Here is a 17,714-nt window from a genome sequence, read left to right as displayed (position 1 = left end):
TCCCTTCCGTCAAACCGTGCCCGGACCATCGCGCGCACCTATCGGAAACACAAGTTCCGATCGGCAATCGGCATCCCGTGGCATACCAAAACATGCCGCAAAACAAGGGCGCAGCGCCGCTTTATACTCTTTCCCCAAACCGGCATTTGCCCTACATCGCTCCCCAACGACCAGATCATCATGGCAGGAGGAGCCGCCCATGAACGCCCCGCACCGAGACGATGGTTTCTTCACCGAAAGCCTCGAATCCCGCGATCCAGAGATCTTTGCCGCCACGAGGCAGGAGCTTGGCCGCCAGCGTGATGAGATCGAACTGATCGCGTCCGAAAACATCGTCTCCGCCGCCGTTATGGAAGCCCAAGGCGGCGTGATGACGAACAAATACGCGGAAGGTTATCCGGGCCGCCGCTACTACGGTGGCTGCCAATATGTCGACATTGCCGAAGATCTGGCCATCGACCGCGCCAAGCAGCTTTTCAACGTGGGCTTTGCCAACGTGCAGCCCAATTCCGGCTCCCAAGCCAATCAGGGTGTCTTCCAGGCGCTTCTGCAGCCTGGCGATACGATCCTTGGCATGTCGCTCGACGCAGGCGGCCACCTGACCCACGGCGCCAAGCCGAACCAGTCGGGCAAATGGTTCAACGCCATCCAATACGGCGTTCGCCAGCAGGACCTTGAGCTTGATTACGATCAGGTTGCCGAACTCGCCGCTGAACACCAGCCCAAGATGATCATCGCCGGCGGCTCCGCCATCCCGCGCGTCATCGACTTCGCCAAGATGCGCGAAATCGCCGACAGTGTTGGTGCCTACCTCCTCGTCGACATGGCCCACTTTGCGGGCCTAGTAGCCTCGGGCCACTACCCCTCGCCCTTCCCGCACGCCCATGTCGCCACCACCACCACGCACAAAACCCTGCGCGGGCCCCGTGGCGGCATGATCCTCACGGATGATGAGGCGATTGCGAAAAAGTGCAACTCCGCCATCTTCCCCGGCATTCAGGGCGGCCCGCTGATGCATGTGATCGCCGGTAAGGCCGTGGCCTTCGGCGAAGCGCTGCGCCCCGGCTTCAAGGAGTACCAGACCCAGGTCATCGCCAACGCGCAGGCTTTGGCCGATCAGCTGATGAAAGGTGGCCTCGACATCGTCACCGGCGGCACCGATACGCACCTGATGCTGGTCGATCTCCGCCCCAAGGGCGTAAAGGGCAACGCCACCGAGAAAGCTCTCGGCCGCGCGCACATCACCTGCAACAAGAACGGCATCCCGTTCGACACCGAAAAGCCGATGATTACCTCGGGCATCCGCCTCGGCTCCCCGGCTGGCACGACCCGCGGCTTTGGCGAGCCAGAGTTCCGTCAGATCGCGGATTGGATTGTCGAAGTGGTCGATGGTCTGGCCGCCAATGGCGAGGACGGAAATGGTGAGGTTGAGGCCAAGGTCCGCGCCGAGGTGAAGGCGCTCTGCGACAAGTTCCCGATCTACCCGGACCTCTAAGCCGCTTTCCCAGCGACACACTGAAATAAATGAAAACCGCCCCGGACATCTGCCGGGGCGGTTTCTTTTTGTGGGGCTCTCGGATCAGGCGGCCTCTTTGATCGCCTCTTCCAGCATCTTCTCGTTCCGGGCATCCTCGATTCGCTTCAACCGGTCCTCATCAAGCCGCATGTCGAAGCGGTACTTGACCACATTCACAAGGCTCAGCGTCAGCAGGAAGATACCCATCGCCCAATATCCTTTCGTGGCAAGAGGGATATCCGTCGACAGCCACAGCGACAAGCCAAGCAGGCCGTAGGACATGGCGACGCCCAGAAAGTTAACGTTCAGGATCAGTTGGTTGTGATGCTTCTCAAACATGGTTCAGATCTCCTCGTTCAGGTCGTTTGATTACTTGCTGTCGGTTTGTGCACGCAGACGGCTCAACACGTCTGCAGCGGTGGATTTCGTCGGGTCGCCATAGCCCGCTTCGCCAAGGCGATCGGCCATGTCGGCGCGGTCGAGCCCGTGGTCGATCTCTTTCAGGATCTGGCTCTGCTCGAAGGGATCATCACGGTTCAACACGCGTTGGATCATCGCCTCAGCCTCTTCAAAGGCCGTGTCCTGCGCCACATGGCGGCCCAGACGCTTCTGAATATCGGCCTCTTTCTTGGCTGCACGGGCGGCGATGGCACCCTGTTTCAGATCAATGATCCGGCGATTGGCCGCCTCAACGGACTGCCGCAATTGCAGGATACGGGTTTCCAACCGGCGCACCGTTTCACGCCGCAGGGTCAGCTCATTCTCAAGCTGCGCAATGGCACCTGCAGCTTCCGTCGCGAGGTCTTCCCGCCCATCGGCCAAGGCCGCAGTTGCGCGCCCCGTAAGGTCGCTGATCCGGTTTTCCAGCGCCACAACCTGGCGGCTTTCCGAGCGTTCGCGTTGAATAAGCGAGGCCAGCGAAAATTTGGCAGCCTTCAGGCTCGCCTCGGCCTCACGGATTTTTTGGTCAATCAATTCAATGCAGAAGTGATCGCGCAGACGCTCTTCAGCGCGGGCATTCGCTCCATCGAACAGCGTGGTCAGGGTTCTCAACATCGTCTTCTCCAAAATTGAACAACGTTCACAAATTGGATGTAGGAGATTCGTGAACGATGTTCAAGAACTTTTTTGAACGATGTTCAGTTTTTTTGCCCGACCTGCTCCAAAAGCAAGCGGATCATGGTGCGCAACTGTTCACCCGGCACACCCGAAATGCGGTTCTCAAGGCCCAAAAGCGTGATTCCGTGCACGCTTGAGAACAAGGTGCGTGTCATAAGATCCAATTCACGCCCATCGAAATCCGGGAAAATCTCGGCCAGCGGCTCCGAGATGAACCGAAACAGCCGCATCATCGCGGCACTGTACCATTCGGGCACTGGCCCATCGCTGCTCATCTGCACGTCAAACAATGCGCGCCAAAGCTTGGGATGGTCCGCCGCGAATCCCAGATAGGCGTGGGACATCGCAATCAGGCGTTCGTTCGGGGCTTTGCCCTCCGCCTCCTCCACGGCCGCGCCCACAACCGCGCCCAAGCGAATGAACGTCCGGCCATTCACCTCCAAGGTCAGGGCATGAAGATCATCAAAGTGGCTGTAGATCGCGCCGACGGCGCATCCCGCCTCTTTCGCCAGATCGCGCGCGCGCAGCGACGCAAGGCCCTCCGCCTCGATCTGTGCCTCGGCAAGGTCCACCAGTTTTTCTCGCAAGGCCGCTTTGCGCGCCTCTACTTTGCCTGCCATCACAATCCCCTCTGAACGCCGTTCAACCGCTTACCATGGGCTTTCAAGTGGGGAAAGACTGCGGTTTTCCACCGGTTTAGATGTTTGCGCGTGAAGCTTATTGTCGAAAAAAGACAGGAATGTCAGATTGCGAAACCGAAAAAGCATACTAAATCCGATCAATACAAGATTTCAAAGATCAGACAAACGACACCCATCGAGCAAACGCCTGAGAAAGAACACCTTTTCACGACCTGGACCGGACCAATGCACGCACCTTCGTCCCTTCCCGAGATCACACCGAACTACCGCAAAGAGGCTGAACGCGAGATTCGGCGCTTTACCCGTGACTGGACAAAGCGCGATGATCGCCTCGCGTCGCTCAGCTATTTTGGCACATTTGCGGCGTATATTCTGACACTTTGGTTGGCCGTTCAGGCCTGGCCAGTATGGTGGCTGGTTGTGCCGCTGATCATCATCAACGCGTTCGCCGGCGTGCGGCTATACGTGATCCAGCACGATCTGGGCCATAACTCGTTTTTCTCGACCAACCGCCTGAATGCGCTGGCGGGCCATGCCAGCAGTGTCTTTACGCTGACACCGTTCGCCGTGATGCGGTACAATCACAATCAGCACCACAGCCATCTCGGAAATCTTGATGAGCGCGAGACGACCGAGATTTTCACCATGACCGTGCAGGAATGGAATGAAGCCGGGTTCTGGAAGCGGCTGCAATACCGCCTTTATCGCAACCCGCTTTTGATGATCCCTGTGGGCGGGCTGTTCACGTATGTGTTCGCCTATCGCTGGCCAAAAAACGCCGCCCGCATTGCACCGTTGCAGGTGCTTGCCCATAATGCGGCCTTGGTCGCATGGGTCGCATTGATCTGGGCGCTGGCGGGGACACCGGGCCTCATCATCTATGCAGGCACTGTCTTCGCGGCGGGCTGTATCGGCGTGTTCCTCGTCTATCTGCAGCACAATTTCGAGGACACATGGTGGGATCGAAAGCCCGACCTCAACCCGGCCCGCGCCGCGTTGCAGGGCTCATCGGCGCTGAATCTCGGCTGGCTCTTCGACTTCGCGGTCGCCAATATCACCTACCACGACATCCACCATTTCAACGCTAACATCCCCTCCTACCGTCTGCGCGTCTGCCATCTGGCCCTGCGTGAGAAGTATGAAGTCCAGACCATCGGCTGGATGGAGGCGTTCCGGTCGTTCACCCTGAAGCTCTGGGATGAGGATCAGGGACGGCTCGTGCCCTTCCCGAAAGACACGGCCACGCAACCCGTTGTCCCGGCGGAGTAATCACGCCCCGCCGGACATCACCGCCTTGCGCACCATGTCCCAGTATATGTTTTCGACATCCCCCCGCGACAGCCGCCCGCCGTCGCGGAACCAAGTTGTGACGCCTGTGAGCATCGAGATCACCGCCATCGTCGCCAACTTCGTATCAGGCACATCGAACGCACCTTCGGCCACACCCGCCTGCAAGATCGCCTCCAACCGGTCCTCGTAGTCGCCGCGCAACCCCTCGATCATCGCGAAATTCTCCGGGCTCAGGTTCCTCAGCTCCATATAGGCGATGAAGACCAGATCGGGCCGGTCGAGGTGATAGGCGATGTGATGGCGCGCGAAATGCTCCAACTGCGCCGCCGCCCCACCCTCGGGCGCCTGCCAATCGGCCAGCAAATCCTCCAGATGGTCGCGCATAAGCTCGAACAACAGCGTCTGCTTATCGGGCGTATAAAGGTACAACGCCCCCGCCTGCACCCCGACCTCCCGCGCGATCTGGCGCATGGAAACCGCCGCAAACCCATGCCGCGCGAACAGCCGCAGGGCTGCGTCGCGGACCTTGGGGCCGGTCGTGCCAGCGTGGGAGCCTTGGGTTCTAGCCATCCTTCGACATTATCTGAACGCCTGTTCAATTCAAGGCATCTGGACTTGCCATGCAGCCCCGCGTTACCGTCCGGCCTATGCGAGCTGCCGCCCTCCTCCTCTGCCTCATACCTGCCGCCTGCGGGCCGGGCATGCCTGATCTCGACCATCGTCTGACGGCGCAATCTCAGGCCTCCGGCTTCCCGGAACTTGTTCCAATCGGTCCACTGCTGGCGCAGGCCGATGCCGACGCCCCGCGCGTCGCCGCAACCGAGGGGCTTAGCCTTGAGGCTCGCGCAGCCGACCTGCGCCGCCGCGCAAACTGGCTGCGGAGTTTACAGCTCTGATCTCAGCCGCGTTGCAGCCCTCCAGCATTGCCGTTAAACGGGCCTCGCATTACCAACCACGCCCGGAGATCCCGCAATGACTGACCCCATTCGTCTTGGCATCGCCGGGCTTGGCACCGTTGGCGTCGGCGTCGTGAAGATCGTACAGCGGCAGGCGCGCCTGCTGTCGGCGCGCACCGGCCGCGACATCACCATCTCCGCCGTTTCCGCCCGCTCCAAGGACAAGGATCGCGGTGTGAACCTCGATTCCTACGCATGGGAAGACAACCCCGTAGCGCTCGCTACTCGCGATGATGTCGACCTCTTCGTCGAACTGATGGGCGGCGATGAAGGCCCCGCCAAGGACGCCACCGAAGCCGCGCTGAAGGCAGGAAAGGATGTCGTCACCGCCAACAAGGCCATGCTGGCTCACCATGGGCAGGCGCTTGCCGAATTGGCTGAAGGCCACGGCGCGGCGCTTCGTTATGAAGCCGCCGTCGCGGGCGGCATCCCCGTTATCAAATCCCTGACCGAAGGGCTCGCGGGCAACCGCATCGACCGCGTCATGGGCGTGATGAACGGCACCTGTAACTACATCCTGACCCGCATGGACGAGGCCAACCTCAGCTATCAGGAGGCCTTCGATGAGGCAGACGGCCTGGGCTATCTCGAAGCCGACCCGAACCTCGACGTGGGCGGCATCGACGCAGGCCACAAGCTCTCCATCCTCGCGTCCATCGCGTTCGGCACGAAGGTTGCCTTCCACAACATGCGCCTTGAAGGGATCGGAAACGTCTCCATCGACGATATCCGCCGCGCGGGCGATCTGGGCTACAAGATCAAACTCTTGGGCGTCGCACAAATGACCGGCCGAGGGCTGGAACAGCGCATGACCCCTTGCCTTGTCCCTGCTACCTCGCCCTTGGGCCAGCTTGTCGGCGGCACCAACATGGTCGTCATCGAAGGCGACGCCGTGGAACAGATCGTGCTACGCGGCCCGGGCGCGGGCGAAGGGCCCACAGCCTCCGCCGTCATGGGCGACATCTGCGATATTGCCCGTGGCCTACGCCTGCCGGTCTTCGGCCAGCCCGCCGATACTCTCGTTGAGGCTACGCCCGCCAATGCCGAAAGCCCCGCCTGCTTCTACCTGCGTATGGACCTGCTGGATAAGCCCGGCGCGCTGGCCAAAGTCGCCACGGCGCTTGGCGAAAACGGTATCTCCATCGACCGGATGCGCCAGTATGACCACGAAGGCGGCAATGCGCCCGTCCTCATCATCACCCACAAAGCCGCGCGCCCCGATCTGGATGCCGCCCTGGCCGCCTTGCCCGCCACGTCCGTCGTCGCAGGCGATCCGGTGGCGCTCAGGATCGAGGACGTCTAAGCGCACATGCTGGACCGGATCCTCGGCCCCCTCCTGATCCTTGACGATATCGCCAACGGGCGGATGCATCTGGCCGCAATCTTCGTGGCGCCACCAGGCCAAAGCCCCGGCCCCGTCAGCACCACTGACGAGACTGTCGCGCCGACCGAACTCCTCCACTACGACAGCGCAATCCTCTACCGCGCGCGCTTCTCCGTGCCCGCCGATGCGCCGTCCTCCTACAGTTGGAACGGCGAAACCTACGCCCTCGCCTCTGACCTGACGGGCGATCTGCGCCTCGCCTATGCCTCCTGCAATGGTGAGGAACATGGCGATATGGACCGCGACGAGGAAGAGCGGAACGTCATGTGGGCGCATCTGGCCGACGAACACCGCCGCGCGCCCTTTGCGTTGCTGCTGCACGGCGGCGATCAGGTTTACGCGGACGAGGCGACGCACGGGCATCCCCTCAGCGAAGACTGGCCCGACAAGATCCCGCGCGATCCCTTGCCCCACGACATCGACGATCTGCGCGCCCACCTGCGTGAACGTTTTGCCGAGCGCTATATCGCCCAACTCAAGCACCCCAATTATGCCTGGCTCGTGGCCCGCGTCCCTGCGCTTGCGCAATGGGACGATCACGATATTTGCGATGGCTGGGGCTCCCTGCCGCGCTCGCGCACCTATTCCCCCGTGGGCCAATGCCTGTTCGAGGTCGCGAAAGAGGCCACTCTGGCCTTCCAGCATGGCACCATTGCAGGTGATCTGCCCGCCCGCTTCGACGACCCTGAGGGCTATCACCTCGGTTGGCAGGTCAGCGCGCCCGGCTTGCGCCTGCTCGGCCCCGATCTACGGGGTGAGCGTACACGGCGGCAGGTAATGGACGATGGTGGCTGGCGCGCGGTGGAGGCGCAGGCGGCTGTGGATTTCACAGGCCATACGTTTGTCATGTCGTCGGTGCCGCTGCTGGGGCCGCGCCTTTCGATCCTCGAGGCGCTCATGGTCCTGACCCCAAAAATGCAGAAATACGAAGATGACTTGCGCGACCAATGGCAATCCCGCGCCCATCGCGACAGCTGGCGTCGGATGCTTACCTTGATGATGCAGATGCAGGAGATGGACGGCCAAGACGTGACCATCCTGTCAGGCGAAATCCACCTCGCCACGCGCGCTGAGATGGCCGCGCGCAATGGCCAGCCGCTGCACCAGCTTGTGGCCTCCGGCATCACCCACCGTCCGCCGCCCAAGGCTTGGGCGCGTTTCCTTGGCGCACTCTCGCGGTTAGGCGAAAGCCCTTTGCAAGGCCACCCCATCCGCATCCGCCGGATACCGGGGCAAAGCCTGCGCTATGTGGCTGACCGCAACGCGCTGGTGTTGGAGCGGCGGGGAGCGGAGTGGCACGCCGTCTGGCATTTCGAAACCCACGGCCCCTCCCCGGCTTTGGCGATCTGACGGGCGCGTTGCGCGATCCGGTGTGCAGGTTGCTCATTCAAGAATGAATAGCTGAGTGGTATTTTTGGGACGTTTCTATTCACTTTTGGCGTATCAACCGTGAGACGTCGCCACCCGTTTGCCTTGCGTTAGCGCCCCCAGCCTTGTCGCTCCAGCCTCCGCAAGATAAGCCACATCCAACACAGGCTCACATCGCGCAGGGACACACATGGCCAAGAAAGATTTCAACGACCGCACGCTTTCACTCGGCCTCGCCCGCGTCTCAGAGGCCGCTGCAATTGCCTCCGCCGAATGGATCGGCCGCGGGGATGAGAAAGCCGCCGATCAGGCCGCCGTCAACGCGATGCGTGAGCAGCTCAACCGCCTCGACATCAAAGGCGTCGTGGTGATCGGTGAAGGTGAACGCGACGAGGCTCCGATGCTCTACATTGGTGAGGAAGTCGGCTCAGGCACCGGTCCGGATGTGGACATTGCGCTCGACCCACTCGAAGGCACAACGCTTACTGCCAAAGATATGCCAAACGCGCTGACTGTCATCGCCATGGGTCCGCGCGGCTCCATGCTGCACGCCCCGGACGTCTATATGGAGAAGCTCGCCATCGGCCCCGGCTACCCGGAAAACATCGTGAGCCTTGACCAGACCCCCGGCGAACGCGTCCGCCTTCTGGCGGCTGCCAAGCAATGCACGACTAAGGATATCACCGTTTGTGTCCTCGACCGACCTCGCCACGAAGCGATGATCGCCGAGCTGCGCGACACCGGCGCCGCGATCCGCCTGATCACCGATGGGGACGTGGCCGGTGTGATCCACTGCGCCGAGGCCGAGAAGACCGGCATTGACATGTATATGGGTCTGGGCGGCGCGCCAGAGGGCGTTCTGGCCGCCGCAGCGCTGAAATGCATGGGCGGGCAGATGTGGGGGCGGCTGACCTTCCGCAATGATGACGAGAAAGGCCGTGCAGCCAAGGCAGGCATCACCGATCTCGACCGCATCTACAGCCGCGATGACATGGTCACGGCGGACGTGATCTTTGCGGCCACCGGCGTCACAGACGGCTCCATTCTGCCCGGCATCGTCCGTGAGCCCACGCATCTGACGACCGAGACGATCCTGATGCGCTCCAAAACCGGGTCCGTCCGGCGGATGAGCTACCGTAACCCGCGGCACTGAAGGGGCGGCATGACCTCTGCCCTGATCCTGATCGACATCCAAATGGGGTTTGACGAGCCTTGCTGGGGCGCGCGCAACAACCCGCAGGCGGAAGCCAATGCGGGCCGCCTGCTGGCGGAGTGGCGCAAATGGGCGGCCCCCGTCTGCCACATCCGCCATGTCAGTACCGAGTTTGCGAGCCCTCTGGTCTCGGAAGGGACGATCTTCAAACACGAGGTCACGCCGCGCGACGGCGAGCCGATCTTTGAGAAGCACGTGAATTCCGCGTTCATCGGCACCGAGTTGGAAGATCATCTGAACCATTCCAGTGTCGGCGATCTTGTGATTTGCGGCCTGACCACGCCGCATTGCGTCTCAACCACCACGCGGATGGCGGCGAACCTTGGCTTCAATGTGCGGCTGGCCCATGACGCTTGCGCTTCCTTTGCCTCCAATGCCTCAACAGACTGGGCGCCGGACATGGCCGCGCTGGACCCTCAGGTGATCCATGACACGGCAATCAGCCATCTGCATGGTGAGTTCTGCACCGCCGTGACAACCGACGCGATCCTGGCCGAGGGGCCATGAGCTACCTCGGTGTCGAAAGCTCCCTGACGGGGCGGCGCTGGGTTGGCCCCTCTGACGAGATCGCGCGCCACGCGGAGGCGTTGGTACAACGCGCTGACCTGCCGCCTGCCGTCGCTGCCATTCTGGCACAGCGCGGCGTTAGCCCTGAGGATGCGCCGGGTTTCCTTGCCCCCGCTCTGCGAGACCTGCTGCCCGACCCGATGGTGCTGCGCGACATGGGACCTGCAGCGGACCGCATCGTTGCAGCGGCCAGGGCAGGGGAACGGATCGCGATTTTCGCAGATTACGATGTGGACGGGGGCTCCTCCGCCGCGCTGCTGATCTGGTGGCTGCGCGGGTTGAACCGAGGTGCCACGCTCTACGTCCCGGACCGGATCGATGAGGGCTATGGCCCGAATGATGAGGCTATGGCGGCGCTGGCGGCGGACCATGACCTGATCATTTGCGTGGATTGCGGAACCCTGTCGCACGGGCCGATTGCGGCGGCGCAGGGGGCGGATGTGATCGTGCTGGACCACCACCTTGCCAGCGCCGAGTTGCCTGAATGCGTGGCCGTCGTGAACCCGAACCGGCAGGATGAAAGCGGCGATCTGGGCCACCTTTGTGCGGCTGGCGTGGTGTTCATGGTGCTCGTGGAGGCGAACCGCCGCCTGCGCGCTGAGGGTGTGCAGGGCCCTGATTTAATGGCGATGCTTGACCTCGTGGCGTTGGCCACCGTGGCTGACGTCGCACCGCTGATCGGCGTGAACCGGGCGCTGGTGCGGCAAGGCCTGAAAGTCATGGCGCGGCGGCAACGGCCCGGCCTTGTGGCGCTGTCGGATGTGGGGCGGCTGGACCGTGCGCCGACCTCCTACCACTTGGGCTTTGTCCTTGGCCCGCGCGTGAATGCAGGCGGGCGGATCGGCGCGGCGGACCTTGGTGCGCGGCTATTGTCGACGGACAATGTGTCTGAGGCAGAGAAACTCGCCGCGCGGCTTGATACGCTGAACACGGACCGGCGCGAGATTGAGATGAGAGTGCGGGAAGCGGCCCTTGCCCAAGCTGAGGGGCGCGGGCTGGATGCACCGCTGATCTGGGCGGCGGAGGATGGCTGGCATCCGGGCGTTGTCGGCATTGTGGCCTCGCGCCTGAAGGATCGCACGCGCCGCCCGTCGGTTGTGATCGGCTTCGACGGGGATGAGGGTAAAGGCTCGGGCCGATCGGTGGCCGGAGTGGATTTGGGGGCCTCGATCCAGCGGCTTGCGGCTGAGGGGCTGATCCAGAAGGGCGGCGGGCACAAGATGGCGGCGGGGCTGTCCCTGTCCCGGGCTCAGTTGGAGCCTGCGATGGAGCGGCTTTCCGAGCTTTTGGCAAAGCAGGGCGCGGGGCGAGGTGGACCGGCGGACCTGCGGTTGGACGCCACGCTGATGCCATCGGCTGCGACGCCTGAGTTGATCGAACAGATCGAGACGGCGGGCCCATTTGGTGCAGGCGCGCCTGCCCCCCGCTTTGCCCTGCCCGCACTACGCATCCGGCACACGCGCCCCGTGGGTGAGACGCATTTGAAGCTGACCCTTGGCGATGGTGGCCCCAAGACGATTGACGCGATCTGCTTTGATGCCGTGACCTCGGGCCTTGATGAATTGCAGGCCCATAACGGCAGACCAGTGCATGTTGCGGGCCGGGTGGAACTGAACCATTGGCAGGGCCGTACAAGCGTGCAGCTGAGGTTGGAGGACGCCGCCTGGGCGGAATGAATTTTCGCACCAATCGCGCAAAGAATCCGCTTGAACCTGCGCTTGGCTTTTTCTAGAAGCCACCTCACTGCCAAACGTGGCCCGTTCGTCTATCGGTTAGGACGCCAGGTTTTCAACCTGGAAAGAGGGGTTCGATTCCCCTACGGGCTGCCACTTCTTCCGTTCCAGTCTTATGTTCATGCGCTTCGTCGCATGCTGCGGCTTTGGCATGAAAAGGCTGCGTGGCATCTTCTGTCATTTTTTCCAATCCGGCCAATTGTTTGATTTTCCCGAAAAGTCCTGTTGGCAATCCGTCATGGTCGCCCCCACGGCGTTCAGCCTAGTATCGGGGGAACCCAAACCCCGGAGCATTCATGACCGCACGCTATTTCGCGCCAACCGGTGGACACCCGCCGCAAGAGCAGCTTTTGACGGACCGGGCGGTTTTTACCGATGCTTATGCGGTGATCCCACGCGGGACGATGCGCGACATCGTGACGAGCTTTTTGCCCTTCTGGACGGAGACGCGGCTGTGGGTTCTGTCCCGGCCCCTGAGCGGGTTTGCAGAGACATTTTCGCAATACATCATGGAAGTCTCGCCCGGCGGCGGGTCGGAGCGGCCCGAGACGGATGCATCGGCTGAGGGCGTGTTGTTCGTCGTTGAGGGCACGGGAACGATCACCATCGACGGGGCGTCGACAGACTTGCGGCCCGGGCACTATGTCTACCTTCCACCTGCGAGCAACTGGGCTTTTGCTAACAGGAGCGACGAGCCTGTGCGGTTCCACTGGATCCGCAAGGCCTATGAGCCGGTGGAGGGCTTGGCCCATCCGGACCCGATCATTCTGCATGAGGACGACGTTGAGCCGAACCCGATGCCGGGAACGGACGGGAAATGGGCCACGACGCGATTTGTGGACCCGTCCGATCTGCGGCACGACATGCATGTGACCCTAGTGACCTTTGAGCCGGGTGCGGTCATTCCCTTTGCCGAGACGCATGTGATGGAACACGGGCTGTATGTGCTGGAGGGCAAAGCGGTTTACCGTTTGAACCAGGATTGGGTTGAGGTTGAGGCTGGCGATTACATGTGGCTGCGCGCCTTCTGCCCGCAGGCTTGCTATGCGGGCGGGCCGGGGCGGTTCCGGTACCTGCTCTACAAGGATGTGAACCGTCACATGGCGCTTAGGCCAGCGTTCGGGCGCACGACGCCGGCATCTTCGGGCTTTCGGAGCGCTGCGGAATAGGGACAGACTTGCCCGCGACTCTGTAGTGGACCGGGCGACGGAAGGACCGCTTTAGAGCCAATCGCTTGGATCAGCCTTTCTCATTGTGGAATATTATTTCATACCATGGAAAATATAACTTACTGTTTTTAGTTTATTTTTCGCACCCACTCCGCTGATATCACCCATTTCTGCAAATATATCACTCCCCCGCCCTTGGGCCTATGTTGCCCCAACGTGGAACAAGGAGACGGCCATGAGCTTTCAGAATCCGGTTTTCATCCCCGGCCCGACCAACATGCCCGAGGACATTCGCAAAGCCTGTGACATGGCCACCATCGACCATCGTTCACCGGTCTTCGGCGGCATTCTGAACCCCTGTCTTGAGAATGTGCGCAAGATCCTCAAATCCGACAGTGCGCATATCTACATCTATCCATCGACCGGTACCGGCGGATGGGAAACGGCGCTGACCAACACGCTGTCGCGCGGCGACAAGGTTCTGGCGGCGCGCAATGGCATGTTCTCGCACCGCTGGATCGATATGTGCCAGCGCCATAATCTGGATGTGCAGATCGTGGAGACACCTTGGGGTCACGGCCTGCCGGCCGACCGGTATGAAGAGATCCTGACGGCGGACACAAACCACGAGATCAAGGTGGTGCTGGCCACCCACAACGAGACGGCCACCGGCGTGAAATCCGACATCGCCGCCGTGCGCCGTGCTCTGGATGCGGCGGGCCATCCGGCGCTGCTGTTTGTGGATGGCGTAAGCTCCATCGCGTCGATGGATTTCCGGTTCGATGAATGGGGCGTGGACGTTGCCGTGACCGGCTCCCAGAAGGGTTTCATGCTGCCTGCCGGGCTGGCGATCCTTGGGTTTTCGGATAAGGCGATTGACGCCGCAGCCACGGCCAAACTGCCGCGAACCTTCTTTGATATCAAAGATATGGACAATGGTTACGCCGCGAATGCCTTCCCTTACACTCCGCCCGTGGGCCTGATGAATGGTCTGAAGCTAGCCACGGATATGCTGCTGGATGAGGGGTTGGAGAACGTCTTCGCCCGCCACCATCGCATTGCGGAAGGTGTGCGTCTGGCCGTCGGCGCTTGGGGGCTGGAGCTCTGCGCCGCCTCGCCAGACGTCTATTCCGATACCGTCAGCGCGATCCGTACACCGGACGGCTTCAACGCGACTGACATCGTGACCCATGCGGCCAGCCAGTACGGCGTCGCCTTCGGCGTGGGCTTGGGCGAGGTGGCCGGAAAAGTGTTCCGCATCGGCCATTTGGGCAGCCTGACGGATGTCATGACCCTATCGGGTATCGCAACGGCTGAAATGGTCATGGCCGATCTCGGGTTGGACATCAAACTTGGTTCCGGTGTTGCGGCGGCACAGGATTTCTACCGCTCGCATCCCGCAGCCTCCACTTTGAAAGCAGCATGATATGGACGGACAAATGTACATCCCCACCTATCAGGACATGCTTGACGCCCATGAGCGGATCAAGCCGCACATCCGACGCACGCCGATCCGCACGTCGGCCTATCTGAACGAACTGACGGGCGCGGAACTGTTCTTCAAGTGCGAGAACTTTCAGGAACCTGGTGCTTTCAAGGTGCGTGGTGCGACCAATGCGGTTTTCGGGCTGGATGAAGAGCAGGCCGAGAAGGGTGTGGCGACGCATTCCTCGGGAAACCACGCCTCCTGCCTCAGCTATGCGGCAATGCTGCGCGGGATCCCGTGCAACGTGGTGATGCCTTCGACCGCGCCGCAGGCCAAGAAGGACACGGTGCGCCGCTATGGTGGCAACATCACGGAATGTGAGCCGTCAACCACGTCGCGTGAGGCGACATTCGCCGAGGTGCAGGCAAAGACGGGGGGCGATTTCGTCCACCCCTATAACGACCCCCGCGTGATCGCGGGCCAAGGCACCTGCGCGCGGGAGATGATGGAGCAGACGGACGGCGTGGACATCGCTATGGCCCCCATCGGCGGCGGTGGCATGGTCTCAGGCACCTGCCTGACGTTATCCACGCTTGCGCCCGAGGTGCAGATCATCGCCGCCGAGCCAGAACAGGCCGATGATGCGATGCGCAGCTTCAAGGCGGGCTATATCATTGCCGACGATGCGCCCAAGACCATCGCCGACGGCCTGTTGGTGCCGCTGAAAGAGCGCACATGGCATTTCGTCAGCAACCACGTCACCGATATCCTCACCGCCTCGGAGGAGGAGATCATCGACGCAATGAAACTGACGTGGAAGCATCTGCGCATCGTGATGGAGCCATCCTCGGCCGTGCCGCTGGCGACCATCCTCAAGAACAAGGAACGCTTCGCGGGCAAGCGCGTGGGCGTCATCATCACCGGGGGCAATGTCGATCTTGATCGTCTGCCCTGGACCCTCTGAACGGAGCGAAAACCATGAACAAGCAAGTGAATTTCGACGAATTGGAAGTGGGCTTCGACGTCCCCGCCCTGCCCGGCATGGATGAAGCGGACATTCAGACCCCCTGCCTTGTGCTGGATCTGGACGCGCTGGAGCGCAACATCAAGAAGATGGGCGATTACGCCAAGGCCCACGGGATGCGGCACCGGGTCCATGGCAAGATGCACAAGTCCGTGGATGTGGCGAAGTTGCAGGAACAGCTTGGCGGTGCCTGCGGTGTCTGCTGCCAAAAGGTGTCGGAGGCCGAGGTCTTCGCGCGCGGCGGCATCAAGGATGTGATGGTCTCCAACCAGGTGACGGACCCGGCCAAGATCGACCGTTTGGCGCGTATGCCCAAGTTTGGCGCACGCGTGTTGTGCTGCGTGGATGATCCGGCGAATGTGGCGGATCTGTCGGCGGCTGCTGTGCGGCACGGCACACAGATCGAGGCGCTGGTCGAGATCGACTGCGGCGCGGGACGGTGTGGCGTGACCACGACCGAGGCAGTGGTGGAGATCGCCAAGATGATCGACGCGGCCGAGGGCCTGAAGTTCGCGGGCATCCAGGCCTATCAGGGCGCGATGCAGCACCTCGATAGCTATGAAGAGCGGATGGGCAAGACCCAGATCGCCATCGACATGGTCAAGGAGGCTGTGGCCGCTTTGAAGGCCGAGGGGCTGGAGTGCGATATCGTTGGCGGCGGCGGCACGGGTTCCTACTACTTCGAGAGCAACTCGGGCGCGTTCAACGAGCTTCAGTGCGGATCCTACGCGTTCATGGATGCCGATTACGGGCGTATCCTCGACAAAGATGGCAAGCGCATTGACGAGGGCGAGTGGGAGAACGCGCTGTTCATCCTGACCACCGTGATGAGCCACGCAAAGGCCGACAAGGCGATCGTGGATGCGGGCCTTAAGGCGCAATCGGTCGATAGCGGCCTGCCCACGGTCTATGGGCGCGATGACGTGGAATATGTGAAGTGCTCGGACGAGCATGGCGTCGTGATGGACCCGGACGGTGTGCTGAGCGTGAATGACAAGCTGCGGCTGGTGCCCGGCCATTGTGACCCCACATGCAACGTCCACGATTGGTATGTGGGCGTGCGCGGCGGCAAGGTCGAGACGCTCTGGCCCGTTTCGGCCCGCGGCAAGGCCTACTAAGCCGAGTGCCTAGGGGGTCCGGCGGGAGGTCGGGCCAAGACGTCCGCGTGCGGTGGCCACCCTTGGGTATGCACGCGGACGCATGAAAAAAGCGCCTTCCCGACCAGGTGGGCGTCTTTTCACTTTCATTCCAAGGACAACTTCCATGATCATCGTTCCCGAACGCGAAATCGCAGACCTCATGACGCGGGAGGCCGCGTTTGACGCCGTCGAGAAGGTGTTTGCCGCCATGGCCGCTGGCGATGCCTACAATTTTCCCGTGGTGCGCGAGGCGATTGGCCACGAAGACGCGCTCTACGGCTTCAAGGGCGGATTTGACCGCGCGGGCCTGACGCTGGGGCTGAAAGCCGGTGGCTATTGGCCGAACAACCTCGACAAGCGAAACCTGATCAATCACCAATCCACGGTGTTCCTGTTCGACCCCGATACCGGCAAGGCCAGGGCCATGGTGGGCGGTAACCTGTTGACCGCTTTGCGGACGGCGGCGGCGTCTTCGGTGTCGATCAAGCACCTCGCGCGGGAGGACGCCAAGGTGATCGGCATGATCGGCGCGGGCCATCAGGCCACGTTCCAGCTGCGCGCTGCGTTGGAGCAGCGCCAGTTCGAGAAAGTCATCGGGTGGAATTATCACCCCGAGATGCTGCCGAATATCGAGAAGGTGGCGACAGAGGCCGGTGTTCCTTTCGAGGCGGTGGACTTGCCCGGCATGGCTGAGGCCGATGTCATCATTTCCATCACCTCGGCCTTCGCGCCCTCGCTCATGGCCGACCATGTCAGCCCGGGCACGCATATTGCCTGCATGGGAACCGACACGAAGGGCAAGCAGGAGGTCGAGGCGGCGCTTCTGGCGCGCGCGACGGTCTTCACCGATGAAGTCGCGCAATCCATCTCCATCGGCGAAGCGCAACATGCCGTGGCCGAAGGACTGATCGCTGAGGCGGACGTGCATCAGGTGGGGGCGGTCATCAACGGCACGCATCCGGGGCGGACTTCGGACGAGGAAATCACTCTGTTCGATGGCACCGGTGTTGGCCTTCAGGATCTGGCGGTGGCGGCGTCCGTCGTTGATCTGGCTGTTGAGAAGGGCATCGCCATAGAGGTCGATTTCTAGCTGGCAGAAGATTCATCGATCGCCGAAACGAAAAAAGGGCGCGGCATGTCTCCATGCCGCGCCCTTTCGTTTATCTAAG

At 61.9% G+C, this 17,714-nt stretch carries 17 protein-coding genes and 1 tRNA gene; 14 read left to right on the top strand and 4 right to left on the bottom strand.

The window, feature by feature from the left end:
- Window positions 1-199 precede the first annotated feature (199 nt).
- Window positions 200-1,495 carry a serine hydroxymethyltransferase gene (gene glyA / locus V8J81_RS03710; protein WP_368474403.1) on the top strand — a complete coding sequence of 432 codons (1,296 nt, stop codon included), beginning with the start codon at window positions 200-202 and terminating at the stop codon, window positions 1,493-1,495.
- 84 nt (window positions 1,496-1,579) lie between these two features.
- On the opposite strand, the gene V8J81_RS03705 is transcribed toward glyA, so the two are convergent.
- The 3 genes from V8J81_RS03705 to V8J81_RS03695 form a co-directional block, all read right to left on the bottom strand.
- On the bottom strand, window positions 1,580-1,855 hold the full coding sequence (locus V8J81_RS03705) for a hypothetical protein (protein ID WP_368474402.1): 276 nt from the start codon (window positions 1,853-1,855) through the stop codon (window positions 1,580-1,582).
- A 30-nt stretch (window positions 1,856-1,885) separates the two neighbouring features.
- Window positions 1,886-2,572, bottom strand: a complete 687-nt coding sequence (locus tag V8J81_RS03700; RefSeq protein ID WP_368474401.1) for a PspA/IM30 family protein — start codon at window positions 2,570-2,572, stop codon at window positions 1,886-1,888.
- Between the two features lie 83 nt (window positions 2,573-2,655).
- A complete protein-coding gene (locus tag V8J81_RS03695) occupies window positions 2,656-3,255 on the bottom strand; it encodes a TetR/AcrR family transcriptional regulator (RefSeq protein ID WP_368474400.1) in 600 nt (199 codons plus the stop codon).
- Window positions 3,256-3,501: 246 nt separating this feature from the next.
- On the opposite strand from V8J81_RS03695, the gene V8J81_RS03690 reads away from it, so the two are divergent.
- Complete coding sequence (locus tag V8J81_RS03690) at window positions 3,502-4,545, top strand: fatty acid desaturase (RefSeq protein ID WP_368474399.1); 1,044 nt, start codon at window positions 3,502-3,504, stop codon at window positions 4,543-4,545.
- Here V8J81_RS03690 and V8J81_RS03685 read toward each other — a convergent pair whose 3' ends face one another.
- Entirely contained in the window at window positions 4,546-5,136 is a 591-nt protein-coding gene (locus tag V8J81_RS03685) for a TetR/AcrR family transcriptional regulator (RefSeq protein ID WP_368474398.1), read from the bottom strand.
- Between the two features lie 77 nt (window positions 5,137-5,213).
- On the opposite strand from V8J81_RS03685, the gene V8J81_RS03680 reads away from it, so the two are divergent.
- The 12 genes from V8J81_RS03680 (at window position 5,214) to bhcD (ending at window position 17,635) form a co-directional block, all read left to right on the top strand.
- Window positions 5,214-5,462, top strand: a complete 249-nt coding sequence (locus tag V8J81_RS03680) for a hypothetical protein (protein WP_368474397.1) — start codon at window positions 5,214-5,216, stop codon at window positions 5,460-5,462.
- Between the two features lie 76 nt (window positions 5,463-5,538).
- Complete coding sequence (locus V8J81_RS03675) at window positions 5,539-6,825, top strand: homoserine dehydrogenase (protein WP_368474396.1); 1,287 nt, start codon at window positions 5,539-5,541, stop codon at window positions 6,823-6,825.
- A 6-nt stretch (window positions 6,826-6,831) separates the two neighbouring features.
- Complete coding sequence (locus V8J81_RS03670; RefSeq protein ID WP_368474395.1) at window positions 6,832-8,256, top strand: alkaline phosphatase D family protein; 1,425 nt, start codon at window positions 6,832-6,834, stop codon at window positions 8,254-8,256.
- Between the two features lie 208 nt (window positions 8,257-8,464).
- Window positions 8,465-9,427, top strand: a complete 963-nt coding sequence (glpX, locus tag V8J81_RS03665; protein ID WP_368474394.1) for a class II fructose-bisphosphatase — start codon at window positions 8,465-8,467, stop codon at window positions 9,425-9,427.
- Window positions 9,428-9,436: 9 nt separating this feature from the next.
- On the top strand, window positions 9,437-9,994 hold the full coding sequence (locus V8J81_RS03660; RefSeq protein WP_368474393.1) for a cysteine hydrolase family protein: 558 nt from the start codon (window positions 9,437-9,439) through the stop codon (window positions 9,992-9,994).
- Window positions 9,991-11,730, top strand: coding sequence for a single-stranded-DNA-specific exonuclease RecJ (recJ, locus tag V8J81_RS03655; RefSeq protein ID WP_368474392.1), 1,740 nt, complete (start codon window positions 9,991-9,993; stop codon window positions 11,728-11,730). Before V8J81_RS03660 ends, recJ begins: the two co-directional genes overlap by 4 nt.
- Window positions 11,731-11,808: 78 nt before the next feature.
- Window positions 11,809-11,883: transfer RNA gene (locus V8J81_RS03650), tRNA-Glu, on the top strand.
- A 200-nt stretch (window positions 11,884-12,083) separates the two neighbouring features.
- Window positions 12,084-12,956, top strand: coding sequence for a bifunctional allantoicase/(S)-ureidoglycine aminohydrolase (locus tag V8J81_RS03645; protein ID WP_368474391.1), 873 nt, complete (start codon window positions 12,084-12,086; stop codon window positions 12,954-12,956).
- 235 nt (window positions 12,957-13,191) lie between these two features.
- Window positions 13,192-14,382 carry an L-aspartate--glyoxylate aminotransferase BhcA gene (gene bhcA / locus V8J81_RS03640; RefSeq protein ID WP_368474390.1) on the top strand — a complete coding sequence of 397 codons (1,191 nt, stop codon included), beginning with the start codon at window positions 13,192-13,194 and terminating at the stop codon, window positions 14,380-14,382.
- Window positions 14,383-14,395: 13 nt separating this feature from the next.
- Window positions 14,396-15,346, top strand: coding sequence for a beta-hydroxyaspartate dehydratase BhcB (gene bhcB, locus V8J81_RS03635; RefSeq protein ID WP_368477593.1), 951 nt, complete (start codon window positions 14,396-14,398; stop codon window positions 15,344-15,346).
- A gap of 14 nt (window positions 15,347-15,360) precedes the next feature.
- On the top strand, window positions 15,361-16,524 hold the full coding sequence (bhcC, locus tag V8J81_RS03630; RefSeq protein ID WP_368474389.1) for a 3-hydroxy-D-aspartate aldolase BhcC: 1,164 nt from the start codon (window positions 15,361-15,363) through the stop codon (window positions 16,522-16,524).
- A 145-nt stretch (window positions 16,525-16,669) separates the two neighbouring features.
- Window positions 16,670-17,635, top strand: coding sequence for an iminosuccinate reductase BhcD (gene bhcD, locus V8J81_RS03625; protein ID WP_368474388.1), 966 nt, complete (start codon window positions 16,670-16,672; stop codon window positions 17,633-17,635).
- The last annotated feature ends 79 nt before the right edge of the window (window positions 17,636-17,714 follow it).

The sequence above is a fragment of the Gymnodinialimonas sp. 202GB13-11 genome (assembly GCF_040932485.1).
GTDB lineage: Bacteria > Pseudomonadota > Alphaproteobacteria > Rhodobacterales > Rhodobacteraceae > Gymnodinialimonas > Gymnodinialimonas hymeniacidonis.
The sequence above is the reverse complement of the archived record's forward strand: the minus strand, read 5'-3'. Positions and strand labels throughout refer to the sequence as shown.